The 22,946-nt window shown below is 69.9% G+C and carries 27 protein-coding genes; 8 read left to right on the plus strand and 19 right to left on the minus strand.

Annotated features, from left to right (window positions below; translation table 11 throughout):
• Positions 1-34 precede the first annotated feature (34 nt).
• The gene (locus N5095_RS14540) at positions 35-871 is read left to right on the plus strand and encodes a PAC2 family protein (protein ID WP_267623659.1); all 837 of its coding nucleotides are present in this window, start codon (positions 35-37) and stop codon (positions 869-871) included.
• Positions 872-915: 44 nt separating this feature from the next.
• On the opposite strand, the gene N5095_RS14545 is transcribed toward N5095_RS14540, so the two are convergent.
• Both N5095_RS14545 and N5095_RS14550 read right to left on the minus strand, forming a co-directional pair.
• On the minus strand, positions 916-1,128 hold the full coding sequence (locus N5095_RS14545; RefSeq protein ID WP_267623660.1) for a hypothetical protein: 213 nt from the start codon (positions 1,126-1,128) through the stop codon (positions 916-918).
• A gap of 82 nt (positions 1,129-1,210) precedes the next feature.
• Positions 1,211-1,699: an RDD family protein gene (locus N5095_RS14550; protein WP_267623661.1), complete on the minus strand. Its 489-nt coding sequence runs from the start codon at positions 1,697-1,699 to the stop codon at positions 1,211-1,213.
• 119 nt (positions 1,700-1,818) lie between these two features.
• Here N5095_RS14550 and N5095_RS14555 point away from each other — a divergent pair, with 119 nt between their 5' ends.
• The 3 genes from N5095_RS14555 (at position 1,819) to N5095_RS14565 (ending at position 4,672) form a co-directional block, all read left to right on the plus strand.
• The gene (locus N5095_RS14555) at positions 1,819-2,244 is read left to right on the plus strand and encodes a cobalamin B12-binding domain-containing protein (protein WP_267623663.1); all 426 of its coding nucleotides are present in this window, start codon (positions 1,819-1,821) and stop codon (positions 2,242-2,244) included.
• Positions 2,241-3,404 carry a methylmalonyl Co-A mutase-associated GTPase MeaB gene (meaB, locus tag N5095_RS14560; protein ID WP_267623665.1) on the plus strand — a complete coding sequence of 388 codons (1,164 nt, stop codon included), beginning with the start codon at positions 2,241-2,243 and terminating at the stop codon, positions 3,402-3,404. Before N5095_RS14555 ends, meaB begins: the two co-directional genes overlap by 4 nt.
• A 326-nt stretch (positions 3,405-3,730) precedes the next feature.
• Complete coding sequence (locus N5095_RS14565; protein ID WP_267623666.1) at positions 3,731-4,672, plus strand: alpha/beta fold hydrolase; 942 nt, start codon at positions 3,731-3,733, stop codon at positions 4,670-4,672.
• Positions 4,673-4,741: 69 nt separating this feature from the next.
• Here N5095_RS14565 and N5095_RS14570 read toward each other — a convergent pair whose 3' ends face one another.
• The 9 genes from N5095_RS14570 to dcd all read right to left on the minus strand — a co-directional run bounded on the left by N5095_RS14570 (position 4,742) and on the right by dcd (position 11,308).
• Positions 4,742-5,158 (minus strand): hypothetical protein, encoded by a 417-nt coding sequence (locus N5095_RS14570; RefSeq protein ID WP_267623668.1) that lies wholly within the window; start codon positions 5,156-5,158, stop codon positions 4,742-4,744.
• 113 nt (positions 5,159-5,271) lie between these two features.
• A complete protein-coding gene (locus tag N5095_RS14575; RefSeq protein WP_267623670.1) occupies positions 5,272-5,577 on the minus strand; it encodes a MazG-like family protein in 306 nt (101 codons plus the stop codon).
• Positions 5,578-5,651: 74 nt separating this feature from the next.
• Positions 5,652-6,047 carry a Zn-ribbon domain-containing OB-fold protein gene (locus tag N5095_RS14580; RefSeq protein WP_267623673.1) on the minus strand — a complete coding sequence of 132 codons (396 nt, stop codon included), beginning with the start codon at positions 6,045-6,047 and terminating at the stop codon, positions 5,652-5,654.
• Positions 6,044-7,210: a thiolase domain-containing protein gene (locus tag N5095_RS14585; protein WP_267623675.1), complete on the minus strand. Its 1,167-nt coding sequence runs from the start codon at positions 7,208-7,210 to the stop codon at positions 6,044-6,046. The genes N5095_RS14580 and N5095_RS14585 overlap by 4 nt, the downstream gene beginning before the upstream one ends.
• A 99-nt stretch (positions 7,211-7,309) precedes the next feature.
• Positions 7,310-8,266, minus strand: coding sequence for an SDR family oxidoreductase (locus N5095_RS14590; RefSeq protein ID WP_267623676.1), 957 nt, complete (start codon positions 8,264-8,266; stop codon positions 7,310-7,312).
• 400 nt (positions 8,267-8,666) lie between these two features.
• Entirely contained in the window at positions 8,667-8,837 is a 171-nt protein-coding gene (locus N5095_RS14595; RefSeq protein WP_267623677.1) for a hypothetical protein, read from the minus strand.
• Between the two features lie 115 nt (positions 8,838-8,952).
• A complete protein-coding gene (locus N5095_RS14600; RefSeq protein ID WP_267623679.1) occupies positions 8,953-9,660 on the minus strand; it encodes a class I SAM-dependent methyltransferase in 708 nt (235 codons plus the stop codon).
• 17 nt (positions 9,661-9,677) lie between these two features.
• The gene (locus N5095_RS14605) at positions 9,678-10,661 is read right to left on the minus strand and encodes a thiamine-phosphate synthase family protein (protein WP_267623680.1); all 984 of its coding nucleotides are present in this window, start codon (positions 10,659-10,661) and stop codon (positions 9,678-9,680) included.
• The gene (gene dcd, locus N5095_RS14610) at positions 10,658-11,308 is read right to left on the minus strand and encodes a dCTP deaminase (protein WP_267623681.1); all 651 of its coding nucleotides are present in this window, start codon (positions 11,306-11,308) and stop codon (positions 10,658-10,660) included. Before dcd ends, N5095_RS14605 begins: the two co-directional genes overlap by 4 nt.
• Before the next feature lie 301 nt (positions 11,309-11,609).
• On the opposite strand from dcd, the gene N5095_RS14615 reads away from it, so the two are divergent.
• Positions 11,610-12,506 carry a halocarboxylic acid dehydrogenase DehI family protein gene (locus tag N5095_RS14615; protein ID WP_267623683.1) on the plus strand — a complete coding sequence of 299 codons (897 nt, stop codon included), beginning with the start codon at positions 11,610-11,612 and terminating at the stop codon, positions 12,504-12,506.
• A gap of 89 nt (positions 12,507-12,595) precedes the next feature.
• On the opposite strand, the gene N5095_RS14620 is transcribed toward N5095_RS14615, so the two are convergent.
• On the minus strand, positions 12,596-13,327 hold the full coding sequence (locus tag N5095_RS14620; protein ID WP_267623685.1) for a Yip1 family protein: 732 nt from the start codon (positions 13,325-13,327) through the stop codon (positions 12,596-12,598).
• A gap of 143 nt (positions 13,328-13,470) precedes the next feature.
• On the opposite strand from N5095_RS14620, the gene pth2 reads away from it, so the two are divergent.
• Complete coding sequence (gene pth2 / locus N5095_RS14625; protein ID WP_267623686.1) at positions 13,471-13,809, plus strand: peptidyl-tRNA hydrolase Pth2; 339 nt, start codon at positions 13,471-13,473, stop codon at positions 13,807-13,809.
• 103 nt (positions 13,810-13,912) lie between these two features.
• Here pth2 and N5095_RS14630 read toward each other — a convergent pair whose 3' ends face one another.
• A complete protein-coding gene (locus N5095_RS14630; protein ID WP_267623688.1) occupies positions 13,913-14,146 on the minus strand; it encodes a hypothetical protein in 234 nt (77 codons plus the stop codon).
• 171 nt (positions 14,147-14,317) lie between these two features.
• On the minus strand, positions 14,318-14,701 hold the full coding sequence (locus N5095_RS14635; RefSeq protein WP_267623689.1) for a DUF8048 family protein: 384 nt from the start codon (positions 14,699-14,701) through the stop codon (positions 14,318-14,320).
• A gap of 275 nt (positions 14,702-14,976) precedes the next feature.
• Here N5095_RS14635 and truD point away from each other — a divergent pair, with 275 nt between their 5' ends.
• The gene (gene truD, locus N5095_RS14640; RefSeq protein WP_267623690.1) at positions 14,977-16,371 is read left to right on the plus strand and encodes a tRNA pseudouridine(13) synthase TruD; all 1,395 of its coding nucleotides are present in this window, start codon (positions 14,977-14,979) and stop codon (positions 16,369-16,371) included.
• A 1-nt stretch (position 16,372) separates the two neighbouring features.
• Here the strand turns inward: truD and N5095_RS14645 are convergent, their stop codons facing one another.
• From N5095_RS14645 to N5095_RS14655, 3 genes are all read right to left on the minus strand, one after another.
• A complete protein-coding gene (locus N5095_RS14645; RefSeq protein ID WP_267623691.1) occupies positions 16,373-17,800 on the minus strand; it encodes a hypothetical protein in 1,428 nt (475 codons plus the stop codon).
• Between the two features lie 110 nt (positions 17,801-17,910).
• Positions 17,911-19,296: a hypothetical protein gene (locus tag N5095_RS14650; RefSeq protein WP_267623692.1), complete on the minus strand. Its 1,386-nt coding sequence runs from the start codon at positions 19,294-19,296 to the stop codon at positions 17,911-17,913.
• 100 nt (positions 19,297-19,396) lie between these two features.
• Positions 19,397-20,620, minus strand: a complete 1,224-nt coding sequence (locus tag N5095_RS14655) for a Cdc6/Cdc18 family protein (protein ID WP_267623694.1) — start codon at positions 20,618-20,620, stop codon at positions 19,397-19,399.
• 810 nt (positions 20,621-21,430) lie between these two features.
• Here N5095_RS14655 and N5095_RS14660 point away from each other — a divergent pair.
• Positions 21,431-21,628, plus strand: coding sequence for a hypothetical protein (locus tag N5095_RS14660; protein WP_267623695.1), 198 nt, complete (start codon positions 21,431-21,433; stop codon positions 21,626-21,628).
• A gap of 46 nt (positions 21,629-21,674) precedes the next feature.
• On the opposite strand, the gene N5095_RS14665 is transcribed toward N5095_RS14660, so the two are convergent.
• On the minus strand, positions 21,675-22,034 hold the full coding sequence (locus tag N5095_RS14665; protein ID WP_267623696.1) for a group I truncated hemoglobin: 360 nt from the start codon (positions 22,032-22,034) through the stop codon (positions 21,675-21,677).
• 87 nt (positions 22,035-22,121) lie between these two features.
• Positions 22,122-22,850 (minus strand): helix-turn-helix domain-containing protein, encoded by a 729-nt coding sequence (locus N5095_RS14670; RefSeq protein ID WP_267623697.1) that lies wholly within the window; start codon positions 22,848-22,850, stop codon positions 22,122-22,124.
• Positions 22,851-22,946: the final 96 nt, after the last annotated feature.

Raw genomic sequence — 22,946 nt, forward strand, 5'->3', positions numbered from 1 at the left:
GACGACTTAAGTTCCGCACCCGCGAGTACCGACCATGGAGTCCATCGAAATCGACGAGATCGCCGACCCCGAACTCGACGAGCCGGTGCTGGTCGAGGGGCTACCGGGCGTCGGCCACGTCGGGAAGCTCGCCGCCGAGTACCTGCTGGAGGAGTTCGAGAGCGAACTCGTCCGCCGGGTGTACGCAGACGAGTTCCCGCCACAGGTGAGCATCGACGACGAAGGTGTCGCCGAACTCACCTGCGCCGAGTTCCACGCCGTTCACCTCACGGCTGAGGATGGAGCGGACGGAGCGGACGACGGGGACGACGAGGACGAGGCGGACGGCGAGGGGGACACGGAGAGCCAGGACCTGCTCGTCCTGACCGGCGACCACCAGGCCCAGAGCAACGCCGGCCACTACCACGTCACCGACGCGTTCCTCGACGTGGCCGAGTCCTTCGGCGTCGAGCGCGCGTTCGCCCTCGGCGGCGTCCCGACCGGCGAACTCATCGAGGACGAGGAGTACACCGTCCTCGGCGCCGTCACCGACGCCGCGATGAAGGAGGAGTTGGAGGCGGCCGGCGTGGAGTTCCGCGAGGACGAACCCGCCGGCGGCATCGTCGGCGTCTCGGGGCTCGTGCTCGGTCTCGGCGAGCGCCGCGGCCTCAAGGCGGCCTGTTTGATGGGCGAGACCAGCGGCTACCTCGTCGACCCCAAGAGTGCCCGCGCGGTGCTCGAAGTGCTGCAGGAGCGCCTCGGCTTCGAGGTGGACTACGAGTCCCTCGAGGAGCGCGCCGAGGAGATGGAGGAGGTCGTCAGCAAGATTCAGGAGATGCAGGGTGGCGACGAGGGGATGCCGACCGGCGACGACCTGCGCTACATCGGCTGACCTCGGCGGTCGAAGTCGACGATTCCGTTCGCTACGCCCCTTCACTACCGCTCTCGCCCCGCTCTCGCGTCGAGTCCGTAGACGGCCAGCGCACCGCCGAGCACCGCGAGGGGGACGCCGGGGTTCGCGAGAGCCGCGTCGACCGCGCCGGTTATCGAGCCGACGCCGTGGAACGCACTCCCCAGCGTGAACGCCACGAGTGCGGAGACGGCGGCGACGGCGAGGGTCGTGGACGTCAGCGAAGCGGACGGTGCCACGTTCACAGTCGCCACACCGTACCACACCAGTCTTTCGGTCGTCACCCCGGTCGCTCTGCGTCGGCGGTCGGTGTGACCCCACTCACTGCGCGTCTGCCCGCACCACGACGGTCGCGGCCGCGAGGTCGCCCAGCCGCTGGGTGTCGTCGGTAACGTACAGGAGGACCGCACCGAGCAGGTAGCCCGCCGGCAGCCAGTCGACGAGGCGGAGGACGTTCCGAATCGCGGCGGCGCGCAGGTCACACGGCCCGCCGTCGAGACGGACCACTCGGAGGCCGAACAGCTGTTTGCCGGGCGTCGTCCCGCGGAGGCCTTCGAGGAGGACGAAGTACGCGAAGAAGACGGCGACGACGGCGACCGAGGCGGAGGGAGTGCCCAACTCGGGCGGGACCGTGAGGGAAATCGCCCCGCCGAGGAGGCCCCCGACCGCCGCGACGACGACCGTGTCGACGAACACCGCGGCGGCACGGCGGACGAGGTGGACCCGGTCCGCCGCCGCCGACGACGAGGACACCGACGAACTGGGCGGGGTGGACGCAGTCGGGGAGGTCGACGACGGCGACTCGCTCATCGCTCGAAGGGTCGCCGAGCCGCGGGTTAACTCTGTCCAACCGCACGCCTGGCAGTCGCCCCGCCGGTCCTTCCCGGTCTTCCGTTAGAATCAAACGCTCCGGCGGCGACGACCCACCTATGAGCGCGGACCAGGACCAGAACCAGCGCCAGATTCGCTGCCTCGTCGCGAAGGTCGGACTGGACGGACACGACCGCGGGGCCCACGTCATCGCCCGGGCGTTCCGGGACGCGGGCTTCGAGGTCGTCTACTCCGGACTACACCGGTCGCCGGACGAAATCGTACAGGCCACCGTGCAGGAGGACGTCGACGTCCTCGGCATCTCCATCCTCTCGGGGGCACACAACACGCTCGTTCCGAAGGTCGTCGAGGGGCTGAAGGAGTACGACGCCTTCGAGGACACCCTCGTCCTCGTCGGCGGCATCATCCCCGACGACGACCGCGACGACCTCAAGGAGATGGGCGTCGCGGAGGTGTTCGGGCCGGGGACGCCGATGAGCGAGACCATCGACTTCGTCCGGGAGAACGTCTCCGGGAAGCGATGAGCGGGTCGGCAGAGTCCGACGCCGAACCGGAGTCGGCGAGCGAGTCGGACCTCGTCGCCGCCCTCCTCGACGGCCACCACCGCTCGCTCGCCCGGGTCATCACCCGAATCGAGAACCGCTCGGCGGGCTACCGCGACCTCGTCTCGGACCTCCACGAGCACACCGGCGACGCCCACGTCGTCGGCGTCACGGGGAGTCCCGGCGCCGGGAAGTCGACGCTGGTCGACAAACTCGCCAAACACTACCGCGACGAGGGGTTGACCGTCGGCGTCATCGCCGTCGACCCGTCCTCGCCGTACACCGGCGGGGCGGTCCTCGGCGACCGCATCCGGATGGCCTCCAACGTCGGCGACATGGAGGTGTTCTTCCGGTCGATGTCCGCCCGCGGCACTCTCGGCGGACTCTCGACGGCCACGACGGACGCCGTCCGCGCGCTCGACGCCTTCGGCAAGGACGTGGTCATCGTCGAGACCGTCGGCGCTGGCCAGAACGAAATCGACATCGTCCGCACCGCCGACACCGTCGCCGTACTCGTCCAGCCCGCCTCGGGCGACGACGTGCAGATGCTCAAAGCCGGCATCCTCGAAATCGGCGACGTGTTCGTCGTCAACAAGGCCGACCTCGACGGCGCCTCCCGCACCGTCACCGAACTGAAGGAGATGATTCACATGCGCGGCGACGAGCCGCGCGTGCTGGACTCCTTCGACGCCGGAGGCCACCACGGGACTGCCGGTGCCGGGTCCGACCCGGACGGCCACGGGTCCGGGGGCGGAGCCGAGCAGAACGGTGGCGGCGACACGACCGACCACGACGCCGGCGCCGACGACCCCGAGACGGAGCCCTGGACGCCGCCGGTCGTCGAGACGGTCGCTACCTCCGGCGAGGGAATCGAGGAACTCGCGGACACGCTCGCCGACCATCTGTCCTACCTCGAACGCTCCGGCGAACTCGAAGCCAAGGAGCGCACCCGCTACGCCGAGGAGATTCGCGCGCTCCTGCGTAGTGACGTGGGCGGCCTGCTTGAGGGCGAGATTCGACGACAGGGCGGCATGGCGTCGTTCGTCGACGCCATCTACGCCCGGGAGACGGACCCCTACACGGTCGCCGAGGAGCTCCTGAACCCGGTCCGGGAGTGTCTGGAGGAGCGGGACGGAGAGTAGCGTCGTCTCGGAATCCCGTCGACGGGACGGACGCTCGGCGTGGCCTCCGAACGAACGACACGCCGAGCGGGCAGCGAGCGACGACCGGCCGACTGTCCGGCGTCGGGTGGGGCTCCGGAAGGGGCCGGTCGGTCGACGAAGCACGACGACGTAAGCACTGGAGTGAACGAGCGAAGGGAGTGAACGAAGCGCGCAACGAGTCGCGCGAGTCGACCGACCGGGGGCTTCCGTGTATCCTGTCTTCTCGTCCGCTCCCCCGTCCGTCGCCGAGGCGCTTTTCGAAAACGCCTACAACGCATAAGTCGCCGGCGTCCGTCTCCACGAACATGAGCTTTCGACGCGCCCTGACCGTCGGCGCCGCCGGCGTCGCCGGCGTCGGTCTCGCAGTCGCCCTCGACCGCGCCCTCGAAGCCCGGGCCGGCGAGCTGGAGCCGCGGCTGTCCGGCGACCAGCACGTCTACCGCTGGCGTGGCATCGACGTGGCCTACAGCGAGGCCGGCGACCCCGACGACCCGACGCTCGTTCTCCTGCACGGCATCAACGCCGCGGGCACCAACGGCGAGTTCCGGTCGGTGTTCGACGCGCTCGCCGAGGAGTACCACGTCGTCGCCCCCGACCTACCGGGGTTCGGCCGGTCCGACCGACCGCCGCTTCGCTACTCCGCGGCGTTGTACGAGGACTTCGTCGCCGACTTCGTCTCGCAGTACGACCGGCCGGCGGTCCTCGCCTCGTCGCTGACCAGCGCGTACGTCGCCGCCAGCGCCCCGGACCTCGACCTCGCGGCGCTCGTCTGTGTCTGTCCCACCGCGGCGGGCGGTCCCGAGCCGAAGCTGTGGCTCCGCGAGTTGCTCCGCTCGCCGATTCTGGGGGAACTCGCATTCGACGCCATCACGTCGAAGCCCTCCATCCGGTACTTCAACGCCGACCACGGCTACTACGACCCGGAGAAGGCGACCGGCGACTGGACGGACTACGAGTGGCGCACCGCCCACCAGCCCGGCGCCCGCTACGCCCCCGCGTCGTTCGTCTCGGGGTACCTCAACTCCGCGGTCGACCTCGGGGACGCGCTCGCCGAGTTGGACTGCCCCGTGACGTTCCTCTGGGGTCGCGAGGCCGACATTACGCCGCTCTCGGACGGACGCGACCTCGCGGACCGCGCCGACGCCCGACTCGTCGTCTTCGACGACGCGAAGCTCCTCCCGCACGTCGAGTTCCCCGAGCAGTTCGCCGACACGGTGCTCGGCGAACTGAACCGGGCGTTCGCCTGAGACGGAGTGCGCCTCGGGCCGCGCCTGCGAGCACTCGCCGGCGTGTGAGCGCGAGCGGCCGACGAGCCGTCAGTTTCCGGAGGAAACGTCGCCGTCGGTACCCTCGGTTCCGTCGACTCCCTCAGTTCCGTCTGTTCCCTCGGTGGCGTCGTCCGCTTCGTCGCGCAGATTCTCGGCCTCGGACTCGGCGTCGTCGCTGACCTCGTCGAGGTCGACGTCGGTGTCCAGTCGGTCCTCGTCGACGACCTCGTCGAGCGTCCCCGGGTCGGTGACGGCGCCCACGCCCTTCTCGTCGACGACCCGCTTCACCGCGTCGGGGTCGATGGCGGACTCGGCGTTCCCCCCGCGGACTCGGGAGTTCAACGCGCGTTTCACCGCCAGGTAGCCGAGGAGCGCCGCCCCCCCGGAGGCGACCGCCCCCGGAATCCCGAAGCGTTTGTAGCCGAACTTGAGCGCCTTCTTGCCGACCGTGTACTTCCCGAGCATGATGCCTGCGCGTTTCGCCCGCGACACGGGAAAGGGCGTGGGCCGGAAGGAGTCGCGTCCGCTACGGTCGCGTCCGTCGCAGGCACGTGCGCCACGGTCGGTGTCGGTCCGAGTCAGTTCCCCGAGGACGCGTCGCCGGTCGCCTCGATTCGGCGCTCGTACTTCGCCAGTGCCTCGTCCAGCGCGTCGTCGAGGTCGACGTCGAGCGATTCGGCGACGGTGATGAGCGAGAACAGCGCGTCGCCGAACTCGTCGGTCGCGAGGTCGAAGTCGTCCGGGTTCTCCCCCCAGTCGGTCGACTCGCAGGCGTCTTTCGCCAGTTCGCCGACCTCGCTCGCCAGGTCCAGGAGTTGGAACTCGGGGCGGCCGTCCACGTCGTGGGTCTCGCAGAACTCGCGCACGCGGTGTTGGGCGTCCATGACAACCCATCGATAGGTGGGGCGGTAGAAAAACTGGCGGTTCGGTGGCGGGGCGGTCGCTCCGACCGGCCGTCTCAGCGCGGGTGGAAGACGACCAGTCGCTCACCGTCGGTCGTCTTCGTCCCCACGTCGACGCCGACGGCGGTTCCGACGGTCACGTCCTCGGGGGCGACGTCGCGGACGACGCCGGTCAGTCGTACGTCGCCGAAGTCGACGACGGCGGTGACGTACGGGGCGTCGTCGACGAAACTCGGCGCGGCGACGTGGACGACGGTGAACGTCTCGACGTTCCCGGAGTCGGGGAGGTCGACCTCCGAGAGCGCCGACGAGCCACAGTGCGGACAGACCCGCCGCGGCGGGAGCGAGCCGTGGCCGTTCTCGCAGGCGAGGTAGTAGCCGTCGCCCGCGGCGAGGGCGTCGAGCCAGTCGTCGTAGCCGGCGTCGCGTGGAGAAGCATCGTCGCCGCTCATTCCGCCACCTCCAACACGTGAACGACCGCACTCGCGACCGTCCCACCCGCGTTGTGGGTGACGCCGACCCGGGCGTCCGGGACCACGTCGCTGTTGGGGTGGTCCCCTCGGAGGAGGCGCGTCAGTTCGACGATTTGGCTCCCGCCGGTGGCGCCGACGGGGTGGCCCTTCGCCTTCAGTCCGCCCGAGAGGTTGACGGGAAGCCGGCCGTCGCGGGTCGTCTCGCCGCGGCGGGCCGCCCCGATTGCCTCGCCCGGTTCGTACAGGCCGAGAGACTCCAGTGCCAACACTTCCGCGATGGTGAAGCAGTCGTGGACCTCGGCGACTTCCACGTCGTCGGGGCCGATGCCGGCCTCGTCGTAGGCCATCTCGGCCGCACGCGTGGCCGCCGGGGTCTGAGCGAGGTGTTCGCGGTCGTGGAGCGCGAGGTTGTCGCTGCCCTGCCCGGTGCCGACGACGGCGACGGGGGCGTCGATGTCGTGCGTCTCGGCGTACGCCTCGGAGACGAACACGAGCGCGCTCGCCCCGTCCGTGATGGGGCAGGCGTCGAACAGGTGGAGCGGTTCGGCGACCGGGACGCTCTCCATGGCCTCCTCGACCGTTATCTCGCGCTGGTACTGGGCGTACTCGTTGCTCACGGCGTTCGCGTGGTTCTTCACGGCGACGTGGGCGAGGTCCTCGCGGTCGCCGCCGAAGGTCTCGAAGTAGGCGCGAGCCATCAGCGCGTAGGCGCCGGGGAACGTCATCCCCTGTCGGACCTCGAACAGTTCGTCGGCGGCGATGGCGAGTGCCTCGGTCGTCGCGGCCGTCGAGAGGTTCGTCATGCGCTCCATCCCGCCGGCCAGAATCACGTCGGCCTCGCCGGAGCGGATGGACTTCACGGCCTCGCGTGCCGCGACGCCGGCTGAGGCACACGCCTCCTCGTAGCGCGTCGCCGGACAGGTGAGGCCCGCGGCTTCGGCCATCAGCGGCGCCTGGTGGCCCTGGTGCTCCGCCAGCGCCCCCATGAAGTTCCCGTAGTTCAACCCCTCCACGTCGTCGCGCGGGACGCCGGCGTCCTCCATCGCGTGGAGGGCGGCCTCCGCGAACAGGTCCCGGCCCGTACGTTCCGAGTGCCGGCCGAACTTCGTCAGTCCGACGCCGGCGACTCGCACTCCGTTCATGCACGAACGTTCATCCGGGACCGGCTAAAGACCTGCCGGAAGGCGAGCGTCGACCGTGCGTTCGTCCACCGCCGGGCGGGGTCTCGTCGACGAGTCGAACTACACCCACCCGTCCGGCGACACGCCGACCAGCCCGCTGCTCACGTCCCAGAGCCGGCGGGCGACCGCGTCGTCGCGGGCGCGGTCGGCGGGGTCGGTCGGACCGTCGGGAGCGACGTACGTACCCGAATCGCTCGCGAGCTCGGTGTCGGCGACACACCGAACGAGCGCCGACGCGCCCGTTCCGAGGTCGTTCGTGAACGGCAACGGGAGCCGCGAGAAGAGGTCGAGCGCCGCCCGCGCCCGCAGACTTCCGGACCGGCTCAGCGCCGTCGACGGGACGAACCCCGGGTCGGCGGCGAGCGCGACGGCGTCGCTCCCCTCGGCTTCGAGGCGGCGAGCCAGTTCGCGGACGAACAGGACGTTCGCCAGTTTCGACGCGGCGTAGGCCCCGCGGCCGTCGTACTCGTGCGCTCGAAACAGGTCGTCGAATCGGAGGTCGCCGCGGCGGTGGAGCCCCGAGGCGGTGACGACGACCCGACCCGGCGGCCCGTCCTCCCGTCCGTCGACGCCGAGGGTCGGGAGGAGTTCGTGCGTGAGCAGGACGGGTGCGAGGTGGTTCACCGCGAACGTCGTCTCGTAGCCGTCTTCGGTCTCCGTGCGCTCGGTCCGGTAGACGCCCGCGTTGTTGACGAGGGCGTCGAGGCGGCCGTGGCGGTCGCGGAACTCGGCGGCGAGGTCGCGTACGGCGTCGAGCGAGGCGAGGTCGACGCGGTAGCACTCCGCCCAGCCATCGCCGTTTCGCGCGTCGATCTCCCGGCGGACCGCCCGGCCCGCCTCCCGATTCCGGCCGACGACCGCGACCGAGGCGCCGCGGTCTGCGAGGGCGAGCACGGCCTCGCGGCCGAGGCCGCTGGTGCCGCCGGTAAGCAGGACGACCCGGCCGTCGAGGTCGGTGTCTGTCGGGTCCGTGCCGGTGGGGTCAGCGTCCGTCGAATCGGCGTCGCGTCGGAGCATGGTCGACCGACGGTAGGCTCCGTTCCGGGAAGTCGGTCCCGGCTGTCTCCGGGGCGGTTCCCGGCCGACGAGTAGTTATCGACCGACGGTCGGACTCGCGGGTGCCGCCTCCACGATGGTCGCCAGCACCGAAGTCGCCTCCGAGGGAACGTACACCTGCGTGTCGAGGTCCTTGCGCTGACTCGGCCGGACGGTCCCGATGGGGAGGTACTCCCGACGGACCTGCGTACCGGCGTCGTGGACGACCCGCTACGCCTGCGCGTCGAGGAGCCCTGTGACGAAGTCGACGACTACGCCGGCGGCTGTCCGGCGTACGAGTAGCCAGACGCCGACCGTCGCGTTCGACTCGCCCGTCGAGTCGGAGCCGTCGGACCCGACCTCGGGAACCGAGCGGCGCCTTCTACCGCGCGACGATGCGGGCGAGCCACACGATTGGAATCACGGGAATCGCGAGTCCGGTGACTATCAGGAAGATGGCGATGACGACCTTCTCGGTGGTGCTCGAATCGTGCCAGATGGACTGCCACATGTCGTCGATGGCCTGTGCGGTTCGCTGGATGAGTCCTGCCATACCGGTGGCTGACGCGTGAGTCGCTTGAAAAGCTCGTGGCCGAGCCATGTCGTCGAACTGGCACTCCAAGGGCGACCGACACTCCGAGAACGACCGGCACTCCGAAGGCGAGGGCTCAATCGACCGTCCCGACGCCGAGCCGTGCGAACCCCAACGCGTGCGTCGAGTAGGTCGCATCGGAACAGCGCTCGCGGAGCCGACGTTGGGCGGCGGCGATGCGGGCGTCGAGCGCCGAGGCGGCGCCGGTCACCGCGCCGCGCTTCGACGGCGACGCGGCGAAGACGAGGCCGTGAAAGAGGGCGTTCGCCGGGCGGCCGACCGGCCGAGTGCTCCGGCCGAGGTCGAGGACGCCGACGCGCCCGCCGGAGCCGACGAGGTCACACCAACCGTCGACGACGGCCGCGGGGTCGGCGAGCATCCCGGAGACGAACGAGCTGAAGAGCGAATCGGCCGCAGCTATCGGCGGTCGGGTCGCGTCCCCGCGGACGACGTGGACGTTCTCCCACCCTTCGCGCTCGATTCGATGACGGGCGCGTGCGACCATCCCGGGCGTGAAGTCGACGCCGACGACCGTCCCCTCGGGGCCGACGCGCTCGCGGAGGGACGGAAAGTTGGCGCCGGTGCCACAGCCCATGTCGACGACGAGGTCGCCGGGTGCGGGGTCGAGCGCGGCGACGGCGCGCTCCCGGAGGCTCCCGACGCCGGGCGTGTGGGTGGCGACCGCGTCGTACAGCGCCGCCCAGCGCGTGTAGAACGACTGCGTGGCGGCGACGCCCGCGTTCCCCTCGTCCGCGTTCGAACTCGGCTCCCGGTGTTCGCTCATGGCAGGCTCACGTCGGCTCAGAGGAGAGTGTCGCGGACGACTCTTGCGGCCGTCGGGGCGTCCGGGGCGAGCACGTACGCGATGGGTTCGATGCCGAAGCCGCCGGTCTGGTACAGGAGGAAGGTGTCGGGGAGGTCCCGACCGTCGAGCGCGGCGGCGATTGCGTCGGTCTCCCGCTCGTCGCGCTCGTCGTCGTCGCTATCGTGGCTGTCGTCGCTATCGTGGCTGTCGTCGCTATCGTGGCTGTCGTCGGCTTCGTCGGGGTCGAACGCGACGGTCTCGTACCCCGCGGCCTCGAACGCGGCGACCACTTCGGGAGTGTAGCGGACGTTGAGCGCGGCCGCCACGTCGGCGCCGGCGGCGCGGGCCTCGAGGAGGACGCCCGCGACGTGTTCGCTGACGCCGAACTCCGGTTCGCCGGGGACGGTCGTCCGCCCCTTCACGTCGAAGATGCGCCCCGGAACCGCGGCCACGTCTTCGAGGTCGGTCGCGTCGGGCAGGCACTCCGCCAAGTTCGAACCCACGTTGGGGATGAGCCCGGCGAAGCCGGAGGCGTTGGTGAGCGTTCGAAGCCCGCGACGGACGGAGGAACGGACCCGCTCGGTGGTGCGGAGGGCGCTGTCGGGGTCGTGCACCGAGAAGTCGGCGTCGACGCCGGCGAGTTCGGGCATCGCCTCCGCGTGGAGGTCGGCGAGCAGGTCCCCCTCCTCCAACCGACGGATGAGCACCTCCGTCTCGACGAGCGCCTGCACCGGCGTCATGTCGCCCGAAGCCAACCCCTCTCCGACGCGGGTGACCAGCTGCTGCACCCGCTCGTCGTCGAGGAAATCCCCCCTGCGACCCACCTCGCCGTGGGCGTACTTCGACACCGCCGACTGGCTGATGCCGAGGGCGTCGGCCACCTCGCGCTGGGTGAACCCCCGTTCGCGGAGGTCCTCGGCGAGCATCGAGCGGAACGTCGGAAGGAACTCCTCGACGACGATCTCCTCGACGAACTTCATGGCTCGGGCCCGGAGTCCGTGTCGGTGTCTGCGTCGACACCTGCCCCGTCAGCCTCCTGTCCCCTGCCGCGCTCGAACTCCGGGTCCCCGCGGATGCGCGAGGCCTGCGGCCCGCGTTGGTCCTGGTACTTCGAACCCCGTTCCGAGCCGTACGGCCGGGCGGCGGGCGTCTTCAACTCGGTGAACACGAGTTGCGAGACCCGCATCCCCGGCGTGAGCGCGACCGGGGCGGTTCCGAGATTCGAGAGTTCGAGCGTTATCTGCCCGCGGTAGCCGGGGTCGACGAAGCCGGCGGTCGCGTGGACGACGACGGCGAGGCGGCCGAGCGAGGAGCGCCCCTCGACCTGCGCGACGAGGTCCGGCGGAATCTCGACGCGTTCCTTGGTCGTGCCGAGCACGAAGTCGCCGGGGTGGAGGATGAACTCGTTCCCCTCCTCGACGACGGTCTCGGTGACGTACTCGCCGACCTCCTGCTCGCTGTTCGGGTGGATGCAGGGGATGTTGGCGCGCTGGAACTCCAGAAACTCCCGCCCGAGGCGAACGTCGATGCTCGCGGGCTGGACCTGCATCTCGGGGTCGTCCAGCGGCTCGACGACGAGGTCGCCGGCCTCCAGACGCCCGAGCAGGTCGGCGTCCGACAGTATCATTGCTCGAACGCGGGCGCGGGAGGTGCTAAAGGTTCCCGGTCGATGGGGACGAAGCCGGCGGGATGGCGCGGCGACGACTCGAACGGACAGCCGCCAGCGACAGCCGACCACTCAACGACGACTGCCGGCCAACCGCCGGACGACGACAGCCGACCGCCGAGCGGCGACGGCCCAGCAGACCACCGTGGGTGGGGCTTCCGGGAGTCACCGCGGACGACATATCGTGGACGGCGGGACCGGTAAGCCACGAGAATCGGCACGAACGACTTAGCACCGCGCCACCCAACACCGACAACGAACCATGGACACGGACAGACAACTCTACGAGGCCGACGCGACGGGCTGGAAGCGCGGCCTCTACGAGGACGTACAGACCACCTTCCGCGCCCCGGTCGTCAACTGGATATTCCGCACCCTCCTCGCCAACGAACCCGACCTCACGCGCTACCTCTGGGGACAGGTCAAGCCGGCCTTCGAGACGCGGGCGTTCGGTTCGTTCACCCTCCAGTGGCGCGACGCCGTCCTCTCGGCGGTCGAGGGCGGCGACGCCGACCTCCCCGTCTACCGCAAACCCGACCACGACCTCTCGCCGGCGGAGTTCGCCGAACTCCGGGGTCAACTCGCGACGTTCGACGTCGTCGTCCCGCGGCTGGCCGTCCTCTTCGAGACGGTCGACCGGTCGCTTCGCGGTGACTCGGTCGGCGAGAGCCCCGCCGAAGACCGGGCCGCGACGGCACCGCTGCCCGACTGGCTCGACCGCGACCGCGCACACGCTCCGCGGTCGCCGACGATGACGCCGTTCTCGGACCTCGACGAGGGCCTCTCGGGGACGGTCGAGGCGGTCCAGTCGTTCCACGGGTTCGACGAGGGGCTCCCGAGCGTCTATCGCTGTCTCGCGCAGTGGCCGGGCGCCTTCGAGCGGCTGTGGGACGACGTGGCGCCCGTACTGGAGAGCGAGGCGTTCGAGCGCGCGGTCACCGAGGCGACCGACCTCGCCGCCGACTACGTCTCGTCGCTTCCGTATCGGCCACGGCTCGCTCCCGAGGACCTCCGGAGTGTCGGCGTCGACGACGGGACCGTCGAGGAGCTACGGGGACTGTTCGAGACGTTCAACCGCGGGCCGGTCCGGACGGTCCTCCCGGCGGTGCCGGCGTTCGCCGCGGCCTTCGGCGTCGAGGGCGAGCGGTCGGGGCTCTGAGGCGGAGAGAGCGGAGAGAACGGAGAGAGCGAAGAGGACGTGGCTCTGGGGGCGCAGGGGGCGGAGAGAATGGGCGACTCGGCGGGAGTTCAGTTCGCCAGCCCGCCGAGGAACGCGAGCGCGGCGGCGACCCCGGCGATAGTCCACGACGCGTCGGCGCTGATGTCGCGGGCGCGACGCAGGCCGACCGACCAGACGACCGCCTTCCAGGCCGTGACGACGAGGAGCACCGCGACCATCGGGAGGCCGCTCCCGAACGTCGCGAGCGTCTCCAGTTTCGCGACGGCCGCCGCCGGGTCGGAGGGGACGGTGAGCGACTGGAGGCGGAGGTAGACGAACCCGGTGCCGAGAGCGACTTGGAGGAGGTTCGGCCCGGCCGCCCAGCCGGAGACGGCGAGCGTGCCGGCGAACGACCCGGAGGCGCCGTCGGCGAACGCGGTCGCGGCGTGAGCGAGGACCGCGGCACCGACCCAGGCGACGACCGTGACGACGAACACGAGCGGCAGGAAGCCCCGGAACTCCTCCCACACTTTCTGACCGAAGTTCACCTGCGTCGTCTCGGGCACGTCCTCGCCACAGCCCGAGGGTGTCGACATCTCGCTCGTGGCGAAGGCGTCACACATGTGTTCGGGAGTATGTGCGGGGTTGTCGACGGTGACCATGAAGTCGAGGCGCTCGGCGAATGTGAGTCCGACGACGGCGGCCGCGGCGGTCGTCGCCAGCGCGACGAGGAGGACGACGGCGGCGGCGCGGAGGAGGTCGTCTTCGGGCGGGCGTTCGGCGAAGTACTCGCCGGGGTGGAGGAGCGGTGTACGGGGCACGTTCAGCGCTCGAGACTAATCAGATAAGTATCTTCTCGTGGCGCGGACGGCGACGACGAGTCCCGTCGAAATCGGGCGACGAGGAGTCCCGTCGGGCCGTGGGCGATGGCAGGAGTTTTGCCCCGGGAACGGCGACTCGAGGTATGAAACAGGCCATCGTCGCCCGAACCGACATCGGGATGGGAAAGGGGAAACTCGCCGCGCAGGTCGCCCACGCGTCGCTGTCGGCCTACGAGGATGCCAGCCCGAAGGACCGCCGGGCCTGGAAAGGAAGCGGCCAGAAGAAGATCGTGCTGAAAGCCAGCGGCGAGGAAGAGCTGTTCCGCCTCGCCGACGCCGCCGAGCGCGAGGGACTCCCCCACGCCATCGTTCGGGACGCCGGCCACACCCAGCTCGACCCCGGTACGGTCACGGCGCTCGCCGTGGGACCGGGTCCGGAGCGAATCGTCGACAAGGTGACCGGCGACCTCTCGCTGTTCTGACGGCGCCCACGACGCCGTCGACGCCGAGGTTCTCGTCGTCGTCGTTTCCCGTCGTGCTCATCTTCGTCCGGGTCCGGGTCCGCGCCGGCGGCGAGAGGCGCGCTCACTCCTCGGCGGGGGTGTGCGATACGCCGTTCGTGGCCGTGGAGCCGTAGCCATCGTCGCTACGACCGGTCGACGTCTCGACGATTTCGAGGTCCCAGCCAGACCTGCCGTTCTCGACTGGCCACCCGCCTCGGACGTCGACGCCGTTCGCGTCGGCGGTCCGGACGAGTCGGCGGAGCTGTTCTTCGAACTGGTCCTCGGTCGTGACCTCGGGTTCGTGGTTCGTAGGCATCGTTTGCGGCGGGTCGGTCCTCGTCCCGAGGGCAACGGTCAGGACCCGCTTCAACTACCTCCCTCCCATGCTAGAGTGGAGTGTGTGTCGGCACCTGCTTCCGGCTCCGGTCCGGCCGTGGCTCCGTGCTGGTCGTGATGTTTCCGCGTTCGGCGCGTCGGCGCCGTCCGGTCAGGTCATCTCCTCGGCCGTGTCGACGCCGACGACCACGGCTCCCTCGCCGAAGTCCGCCTCCTCGACCGCCTCGGCGTCGAGCAGGCGCGCCTGTTCGAGGTGTGCGTCGCGTACCGCCCGCTCGGTCCCGTCGTCGAAGGACATCCCCGCGGTGAGTCGTTCCCAGAGACCGTCGTCGGCGGCGTAGGCCCGTCTGTCGTCCGTCGTGACGTACGTCCGGTCTCGCTCCAGTTCGGCGTGTCGACCCCGCAGCTCCGAGTCGAGCACCGCGAGGGCGTCCCGGAGCGCCGACTCCGAGAGGTCGGCGTCCTCGGCGACACGCGCGATGACGTTCGTGTCGATCGGTACCTGCCGTTCCTCCGTCGGTGAGTCGTCGACCATCGTAGCGGGCCAGACGGACCGGTCCGGGTTCTCCCTTGTGGCCGCGGCGGTCGTGCAGTTCGCTCGTACTCGCCGCCATCGGGTCGCTCTCGCTCACTTGGCTCGGTCGTGCCTGCCCTCTCGGCCGTAGTCGCGGAGAGCACCGCTTTTATCGCCGGTCGGTGAACGTCCGAATATGAGCGCAGACGGGAAGCGGCGTGGGGTACGGCGGCGCCGAGGCGGACCAAGGGTCACCAACGGACCGGAGGACACGAGTCCTCCGGAAGGGACGAACCATGCGTGAGGCCCACCCGCTCGAACGCGCGGTCGGTATCGACCACTACGTCAGCGACGCCGACGGCATCGGCGGCCGCCTCCGCGACACTCCCGAGGACTTCCGCGTCCGCGAGGTGGAGGACTTCGACTACGCCCCCGTCGACGCCGACCCGGGCAACTACTCGCGGCTCGTCCTCCGGGTGACGCTGCGCGGGTGGGACACCAACGATTTCGCCTCCCGGCTGTCGGACAAGTTGGGGGTCAGCCGCGAGCGGGTGGCGTGGGCCGGGACGAAGGACAAGCACGCGGTGACGACCCAGCTGTTCACCGTCAACGGTGTCGACGCCGACGCCGTCCCCGAAATCGACCACGCCGACATCGAGGCCGTCGGCCGCGCCGGTCGCGACCTCGGCTTCGGCGACCTCGCCGGCAACGAGTTCGGAATCACCGTCCGCGACCCCGACCGGCCCGAGAACGTCGCCCCCGTAACCGCCGACCTCGCCGCGTTCGGCGGGATGACGGAGGACGAGGCGGTCGCCGCCGCCGAGGCGGCACTCGACGGCGACGAGCCGGTCCCCGTCGCGCTCCCGAACTACTTCGGCCAGCAACGCTTCGGGAGCATCCGGCCGGTCACCCACGAGGTCGGCCTGCACGTCGTCCGCGGCGACTGGCGCGGCGCCGTCCTCGCGTACGTCGGCAACCCCCACGAGGACGAGCCCGACGACACCCGCGAAGCGCGAGCGTTCGTGGAGGAGCAGGCCGCGAGCGACGACCCGGACTGGGCCGAGGCCCTCGACCGGGTGCCGGGTCGTCTGCGCTACGAACGGTCGATGCTCCACCGACTCGACGTGGCGAGCGGGACCGACGAGGACTGGCGCGACGCACTCGAAGCCGTTCCGTCGAATCTCCAGCGGCTGTTCGTCAACGCCGCGCAGTCGTACGCGTACAACCGAATCCTCTCCGCGCGCCTCGAGCGCGGCCTCCCCTTCGACCGTCCCGTCGCCGGCGACGTGGTCTGTTTCGCCGACCGCGACGCACCCGACGGGATGCCGCTCCCCGACCCCGGACGCGAACAGCGCGTCGATTCGGGGCGGGTGGACGTGGTGACCCGCCACTGCGAGCGCGGTCGGGCGTTCGTCACCGCGCCGCTGGTCGGCCGCGACACCGAACTCGCCGACGGCGAGCCGGGCGAAATCGAACGCGAGGTGCTCGACGACCTCGGCCTGTCCCAGTCGGACTTCGACCTGCCGGGCGAGTTCGACTCGACGGGCACCCGACGGGCGATTCTCCTGCGCACGGACCTGACGGTCGCCGGCGATGAGAACGCCCCGTCGTTCCGGTTCGCACTGCCGAGCGGGTCGTACGCGACCGTGCTCATGCGGGAGTATCTGAAGCGCGGGCCGCTCGACCTCTGAACTAGTCGGCCCCGGAGACCGGCTCCGACGCGCCGGGTCGTCCACCCGCGAGCGACGCACCCGCGACGAGCAGCGGGACCCCGAGCAGTCCGAACCCGACGGCGGCGACGACGCCGACGCCGACGTACAGCAGGCTGAACCCCCGGACAGGCGTCGTCAGCGGCGCCGTCGCGACCATCGGTACCGCGAACCCGGCGGCCGCGGTGGCGAGCGCGAGCCGGATTCGGCCGCGGGCGAGAGCGTACCCGGTCGGCACCAGCGTGAACGCCGGCAGGAGCCACGGGAACGACCCGAGCGACCACCGAGTGAGGCTCCCGCCCGCGTAGGCGGCCGCCGCGGCGACGCTCGCACCCAGACCCGTCGCGACCAGCGCCCCGGCGAGGAGACTCCAGTAGCTCGCGCGGGAGCGACCGGCGGCCGACGAGAGCACCCCGCCGAAGGCGACGAGGCCGACGCCGGCACCGAGAGCGGGCGGGTCGACGCCGACCACGACGGGGACGCTCCCGGTCGCGACCGAGTAGACGACGAGGAGGCCACCGGCGGCGGCGACGAGATGCCCACCCCGGTCGACGGGGGACGAGTCGGTTCCGGTCGAGAGACCCACCCGCCGGAGGCCGAGCGCGACCGCCGCGGTGACCGCCCCGAAGACCGCGACCGGAACCCCGACGAACACCAGTGCGTTCCGGAGCACCAACGGGCCTGCGACGTGCGCGACCGCGATGGCCGTCGGAACCGGGCTGGGGAGCGCCGCGTCGGGTGCGAACACGACGAATCCGGCGGACTCGTCGTCGTACTCGGTCAGCACCGTCCGCTGGTCGGGCTCGCGGTCGGAGTCGCCGTCCTCGGTGGCCTCGCCATCTTCGGCGGCCCCGGCGTCCTCGGCGGCCTCGCCGTCTTCGATAGTTCCCCCGTCGAGCGTCGTGTCGACGTGCATCGACTCGGGGGCGACGACGGTGAGTCGGTCCGCGCCGAGGCCGTCGTAGTTAGCGTACGCCCACCCGGGGTGGAACTCCGTCGTGAGGAGCGCACCGCCGAGGGTCCGCCGAGCGAACTCCTCGTGTGTCCACGTGAGGGTCACGACGGGGCGGTCGGCGGCGACCGAGGCGTCGACCGACTGCTCGTTTCGGACCGCGTCGGTCGCGACCGAATCGAGGAGGGTCGCGTTCGCGCGGAGCCGGTCCGCCGCGTCGACGCCGACCCGGTTCTCGACCGTCCACGTGGCCGACCCGTCCTCGTGGACGGCGACGGTCGCGACGCTCCGCTCGACGGTCAGGTCGACCCCGCGGTGGTCGGCGGCCGACTCGAAGGGCTCCCCGCAGGCGCCACAGACGGGCGCGGGCGGTGGGGCGGCGACCGACGGCGTGACGCTTCCGACGAGCAGGGTGCCGAGGAGCGCGACGAGGAGGGTGTGGCGTACGGGGGAGCGCATGTCGGCGCCTCTCGGTGGGGTGGTAAGTGTCTTGCCCCGTCGAATCGCCTCTGTCGGCCACCACTGTCGACAGAGCCGACCGGGCCGACTGGACTCGACGACGGCCCGCCTCAGTCGGCGTGCCGTGTCGGCTCGGCTTCCGTCGTACGCCAGCCGGCCAGCGACGTGCCCGCAGCGAGGAGCGGACTGGCGAGCACGGGGAACGACGCCCCGTAGACGACGGCCGAGAGAACGACGAGGAAGGTGAACCGGTCGAGCGGTGTCGTGAGCGAGATGGGAACGACTATCGGGAGCAGGAAGCCACCGAAGGCGGTGAGCACCGCCAGTCGCCGTCTGCCGCGACCGAGCGCGTAGCCGGCGGGAACCAGCGAGACGGCGGCGAGGAGGAGCAACGCCTGGAAGTCGACCGAGCGAGCGAGCGACCCGCCGTTGAGTGCCACGGCGGAACCAGCCGTCGCGACCGCCGACAGCGCGACCCCGGCGACGAGGGTCCGATAGCTCGTCACCTCGCGGGCGGTCAGCACCACCAGCCAGCCGCCGAAGACCGTCAGCCCGGCACCCACTTCGGGTGACGGAGGGACGCCGAGAATCGACGGTCCCCCGCCGAGAACCGACGGGGCGAGTTCGGCGAGGACGGAGTACGCGAGGTAACAGAGCCCCACCGCGGTGGTCAGGAGCGCCACCGGACTGGGGCCGAGACCGCTCCGAACCCGGCTCAGCCACTCGGACGGGCGGACGCGGTCGACGGCGGCCGAGACGAGCCAGAACCCGCCGAGGAAGAGCGCCCCCGGGAGCCCGACGAACAGCAGGAGGTTCCCGGCGAACACCGGGGCGGTGAGGTGGGCGACGGCTATCGCCGTCGGAATCGGCTGTGGGAGGGCGGCGCGCGGGGCGAAGGTGACCAGCACCCCGTCGTCGTGCTCGTATTCGGTGAGCACCATCCGACGCGACTCCTCCCCCTCGACAGTCGCCCCGTCGACCGCCTGCCGGACACGCATCGACTCCGGCGCGACGACGGTGAGCCGGTCGGCGCCGAGCTCGTCGTGGATCACGCCGGCCCAGTCGTTGTGGAACTCGGTCACCACGAGCGCGCCGCCGAGCGTCCGCTTCGCGTACTCCCCCTCCGTCCAGCGGAGCGTGACGACCGGGCGTTCGGCGGCGACCGTCGCGTCGACGGCGTCGGTGCTCCACACCGCGTCCGCGGCGACCGTATCGAGGAGCGATGGGTCGTCACGGAACCGCGCGGCCGCGCTCTCGTCGACACGGTTCTCGACGGTCCACGTCGCCGACCCGTCGTCGTGAATCTCGACGGTGGCGACGCTGTGGTCGACGGTCAAGTCGAGGTCCTCGTAGGCGGCGTGTTTCTCAAAAGACTCGCCGCAGGCGGTGCAGACTGGCTGGGGTGGCGTGCTCGCGAACGTCGGGGCGACGCTGCCGACGAGGAGGAGCGAGAGGAGGGCCAGCAGGAGGGCGATTCGACGTGTGGGGACGCGCATATCGGCGCCTCTCGGTGGGGTGATAAGTGTCTTGTCCCGTCTGCGGACCTGTCGAACGGAGGTGTGTGGGAAGTAGAGACTGAAGACCGGAGGCCGGAGACTACGCCAACTCCTTCAGCCGGGAGTCCCGAAGCAGCACCTTCCGGACGATGGCGGAGTCCTCGAGCAAGCGGTGTTTCCCGATTTGGCCCTTCCCCCGGCCGCGACCCTTCCGTTCGGACTGGATGACGTTGAGGAAGTCCTGTTCCTTCAGCAGTTCCTGTACCCGTCGCTCGGAGAGGACGGCCATGTCGAGTTCGTCGGCGACGGACTCGTAGACGCTGTAGATGACCTTCGTCGTGAACTCCTGTCGGTCGTTCTTGTCGGTGAGGGTCGTCAGCGCGTAGAGGATGGCCTTCGCCTGCGTCGGCGCCCCCTGGATGAGTTCGCTGAAGCGGTCGGCCTCGGCTTTCTCCTTGCCGGCCCGGACGTGGTCCTCGGTGACCTGTTCCGCGTTCTCCTTCTTCGCGATGCGGCCGGCGTTGCGGAGGATGTCGATAGCCTTCCGGGCGTCACCGTGTTCCTGGGCCGCGAGGGCGGCGGTGAGCGGGATGACGTCGTCGGTCAGCACGCCTTCGCGGAAGGCGTCCTGGCGCTTCTCCAGAATCTCGGAGAGCTGGGTCGCGTCGTAGGGCGGGAAGACCAGTTCGTCCCGCGAGAGACTCGACTTGACGCGTTCGGAGAGCTCGTCCGGGAAGTCTATCTTGTTCGAGATGCCGATGATGCCCACCTTCGAACTGGAGAGGCTCCGGTTCTCGCCCGCCCGGGAGAGCTTCCTGAGCACCTCGTCGTCCTGGAGCATGTCTATCTCGTCGAGGATGACGATGACTACGTCGGTGCAGGCGTCGACGGCCGTCCAGAGGCGCTTGTAGTAGTCGGCGGTGCCGAGTCCACGGTCGGGGATGGAGACGCCGGTGCGGTCGGGGTCGTTGACGGCCTGTCCGATGGTCTTCACGATGGCCGTCTCGGTGTCCTGCTCGCCGCAGTCGACGAACACGTACTCGACGATTACGTCGTCTCGGTCGGCCTCGGCGACGACGCGTTCGGAGACGCTCCGGGAGATGAGCGACTTCCCGGTTCCGGTCTTGCCGAAGATGAACACGTGGGAGGGTTCGCTCCCGAAGATGGCGGGGTTGAGCGCGTTCGCGACCTTCGACATGTGCTCGTCGCGCCCGACGATGCGGTCGGGGCCGGGAACGTGGCTGATTTCGAGGAGCTCCTCGTCCTCGAAGACGGGGTCGTCGTAGCGAAAGAGGGGGTCCCTGTTCGTCTCGTCCTGGACCATGTAGGAAAGAGACGAATCGAGGACGACACTTAAACACCGGGGGAGTGGCCTCGCGGGTGTAACACCGGACTATTCGGCCCGTAGAAGGATTTCAGCGCAGGAACCGGGAGAAACGCTCCCGGCGGCACCGTCGCGTTCGTTTTCCTCCTCCCGTCTTCGGTTGCTTGGGATAGAGTATGTGATGAAGGAGCGTGAGGAGGGGGTGGCGAGGGAGAGGGTGCTGTGGGGGGTGTAACGGATGACGTAAGGTGTGTTAACTAGTAGTACGTCCGTATCGACACGGTATTGATATCATATCGACACTCCCTTGTTTCGACACCTACGTACTTCTCCACTCACACGCTCCTCTACTCCGAGACCCCCTCCGCCTCCACGCTTCTCACCCTCCACACTCCTCCATCCCCATTCTTCCATCCCTGCACTTCTACACCCCCACACCCCCTTCGCGTTTGTAACGAAGGGAACGGAGGGGCTAGAAGAGACGAACACACCACTGTCGCGTTTGTAAACCGCGCTTCTCGAGCCGTGATTACGGAGAAAGCCCCGCCCGTGCGAGAGATCGTCGCGAACACGGCACCGGACCGAGGCCCCCACCCCCTCTCGCGCCGTTACAAACGCGAGGGAGGTGTGGGGGTGGCCCGTGCGACGACGTTACAAACGCGAGGGGGGTGTCCCCGTCGGCGGAGACCGGCGACCAGTCCCCCCAACAGCGCTTCCCGACGAAGCTCGACGGGACGGATGCTCGTTCCGCACTTTCACTTTCACTCCGCTAGGCTGACGTACATATCGACTCCGGACGTCGTATCGGGTATGGTGACACGGATGGGCGGACTGTCCACTGGTCGGTCCGGAGAGCGCGTCGACGTGACCGAAGTGCCGGCAGCGGAGGTGGAGGCGTACGCGACGACGGGCGCCGACCTCACCGAATCCGCCGACTTCTTCCTCGAACGGCGGGGTGCGCGGACGTACCTCGTCACGCGGACGGAGCGGGCTTCGTCCTCGGCCTGAAGCGAGGCCTCCGTAACTGGCGCCGCTCCTGCCTGCGACCGCGTCGTCACCGTCCGAGGACCGGGTCTTTCAGCGCCGCCACTTCGGACATGATGGCCCCGACGTTCCTCTCCGAGACGCCGTTCTCCCGCAGAGCGCGTTCGAGGTAGGCGGCCACGAGGTCGAAGTGCTCCTCGTCGATGTCGAGGTGAGCGTGAGCGTCGCGCATCTCCCCTCCCGTATACTCGACCGGGCCGCCGGCGACGGCGCTGACGAACTGAACCTGATGGGTCCGGAGTTCGGTCATCTCGGTCGCCTCGAAGTAGTCGACCAGTCGGTCGTCCGACAGCACGCGGTCGTAGAAGTCGTCGACGACGCGTTCGACCGCTTCCTGTCCTCCGATCTGGGAGTAGATGGACTCTGACATCGAGAACGCTCGTACCTCGGGACGAGACGCTCATGAGTCCTCTCCCGAACGCACTCGGCTCTTTATCAGTCCCCTCGCCAGGATTGCTTATTGGCCCGCCAACAGCTGGTCGAGGAGCTTCCCCTGCGCGACCGAGAGATGTTCGCTGAACGTCGACACCGAGACGTCGAGTGCCGCCGCGACCTCGGCGGAACGAGCCTCCTTCGGCTGAGCGAAGTACCCCATCTCGTGGGCAGTTCGGAGCACCTCGTACTGTCGGTCCGTGAACGCCGTCCGGTCGACGACCACGAGCTCCCCGCCGCCGTCCGGCGTCGACCGAGTGAGCCGGCGAATGCGGACGGCTCCACAGTGGGACCGAAGGTCCTCGACCACCGAACGCACGACCGACACGTCCGGTGCGACGAACGATACGACGAGTTCGTCGGACTCGGTTCGGAGCCCTCGAACGGGACAGCCGTGGTCGGGAATGCGCCCACACGGACACTCCCCGTCGGCGGTGAACCGGTACACTGTCCGTCCACCGTCCTCGAACACGGGCTCGAAGTCGGACGCCTGATCCGGATTGGACGCCTGATCGGGGTCGGACGCCCGATTGGAGTCCGCTGTCGGACTGGAGTCGGACGTCCGGCTGGAATCGAATACCGGACTCGTCCCGTCGGACCGACCGAGGGTGACTTCCCCGACGAGCCCACCGCCGGCGTCTTCGGAACGTCGGTCCGTCGAAACCGATTCCACCTCGGCCTCGCAGCGCAGGTCGGCAACCGGACAGGAGTCGGCGTCGCCGACTGCTACCTGTACGTAGATACCGGAGCCCATGCTTCGACGACACGGCCCCTGGTACAAGTCCGAATCGAACCGCAGCGACCCACGCCGGGACCGGTCGCGCCGGAGGTGTGAGCTCCGCCGGAACCG

This window comes from Halobium salinum (assembly GCF_026586625.1).
GTDB classification, from domain to species: domain Archaea; phylum Halobacteriota; class Halobacteria; order Halobacteriales; family Haloferacaceae; genus Halobium; species Halobium salinum.

Bases quoted from the DNA above. Each gene is read 5' to 3' on its own strand.
- N5095_RS14540 (WP_267623659.1), top strand. From the start codon at position 35: ATGGAGTCCATCGAAATCGACGAGATCGCCGACCCCGAACTCGACGAG.
- N5095_RS14550 (WP_267623661.1), bottom strand. From the start codon at position 1,699: ATGAGCGAGTCGCCGTCGTCGACCTCCCCGACTGCGTCCACCCCGCCC.
- N5095_RS14555 (WP_267623663.1), top strand. From the start codon at position 1,819: ATGAGCGCGGACCAGGACCAGAACCAGCGCCAGATTCGCTGCCTCGTC.
- meaB (WP_267623665.1), top strand. From the start codon at position 2,241: ATGAGCGGGTCGGCAGAGTCCGACGCCGAACCGGAGTCGGCGAGCGAG.
- N5095_RS14565 (WP_267623666.1), top strand. From the start codon at position 3,731: ATGAGCTTTCGACGCGCCCTGACCGTCGGCGCCGCCGGCGTCGCCGGC.
- N5095_RS14570 (WP_267623668.1), bottom strand. From the start codon at position 5,158: ATGCTCGGGAAGTACACGGTCGGCAAGAAGGCGCTCAAGTTCGGCTAC.
- N5095_RS14575 (WP_267623670.1), bottom strand. From the start codon at position 5,577: ATGGACGCCCAACACCGCGTGCGCGAGTTCTGCGAGACCCACGACGTG.
- N5095_RS14580 (WP_267623673.1), bottom strand. From the start codon at position 6,047: ATGAGCGGCGACGATGCTTCTCCACGCGACGCCGGCTACGACGACTGG.
- N5095_RS14585 (WP_267623675.1), bottom strand. From the start codon at position 7,210: ATGAACGGAGTGCGAGTCGCCGGCGTCGGACTGACGAAGTTCGGCCGG.
- N5095_RS14590 (WP_267623676.1), bottom strand. From the start codon at position 8,266: ATGCTCCGACGCGACGCCGATTCGACGGACGCTGACCCCACCGGCACG.
- N5095_RS14595 (WP_267623677.1), bottom strand. From the start codon at position 8,837: ATGGCAGGACTCATCCAGCGAACCGCACAGGCCATCGACGACATGTGG.
- N5095_RS14600 (WP_267623679.1), bottom strand. From the start codon at position 9,660: ATGAGCGAACACCGGGAGCCGAGTTCGAACGCGGACGAGGGGAACGCG.
- N5095_RS14605 (WP_267623680.1), bottom strand. From the start codon at position 10,661: ATGAAGTTCGTCGAGGAGATCGTCGTCGAGGAGTTCCTTCCGACGTTC.
- dcd (WP_267623681.1), bottom strand. From the start codon at position 11,308: ATGATACTGTCGGACGCCGACCTGCTCGGGCGTCTGGAGGCCGGCGAC.
- N5095_RS14615 (WP_267623683.1), top strand. From the start codon at position 11,610: ATGGACACGGACAGACAACTCTACGAGGCCGACGCGACGGGCTGGAAG.
- pth2 (WP_267623686.1), top strand. From the start codon at position 13,471: ATGAAACAGGCCATCGTCGCCCGAACCGACATCGGGATGGGAAAGGGG.
- N5095_RS14630 (WP_267623688.1), bottom strand. From the start codon at position 14,146: ATGCCTACGAACCACGAACCCGAGGTCACGACCGAGGACCAGTTCGAA.
- N5095_RS14635 (WP_267623689.1), bottom strand. From the start codon at position 14,701: ATGGTCGACGACTCACCGACGGAGGAACGGCAGGTACCGATCGACACG.
- truD (WP_267623690.1), top strand. From the start codon at position 14,977: ATGCGTGAGGCCCACCCGCTCGAACGCGCGGTCGGTATCGACCACTAC.
- N5095_RS14645 (WP_267623691.1), bottom strand. From the start codon at position 17,800: ATGCGCTCCCCCGTACGCCACACCCTCCTCGTCGCGCTCCTCGGCACC.
- N5095_RS14650 (WP_267623692.1), bottom strand. From the start codon at position 19,296: ATGCGCGTCCCCACACGTCGAATCGCCCTCCTGCTGGCCCTCCTCTCG.
- N5095_RS14655 (WP_267623694.1), bottom strand. From the start codon at position 20,620: ATGGTCCAGGACGAGACGAACAGGGACCCCCTCTTTCGCTACGACGAC.
- N5095_RS14660 (WP_267623695.1), top strand. From the start codon at position 21,431: ATGGTGACACGGATGGGCGGACTGTCCACTGGTCGGTCCGGAGAGCGC.
- N5095_RS14665 (WP_267623696.1), bottom strand. From the start codon at position 22,034: ATGTCAGAGTCCATCTACTCCCAGATCGGAGGACAGGAAGCGGTCGAA.
- N5095_RS14670 (WP_267623697.1), bottom strand. From the start codon at position 22,850: ATGGGCTCCGGTATCTACGTACAGGTAGCAGTCGGCGACGCCGACTCC.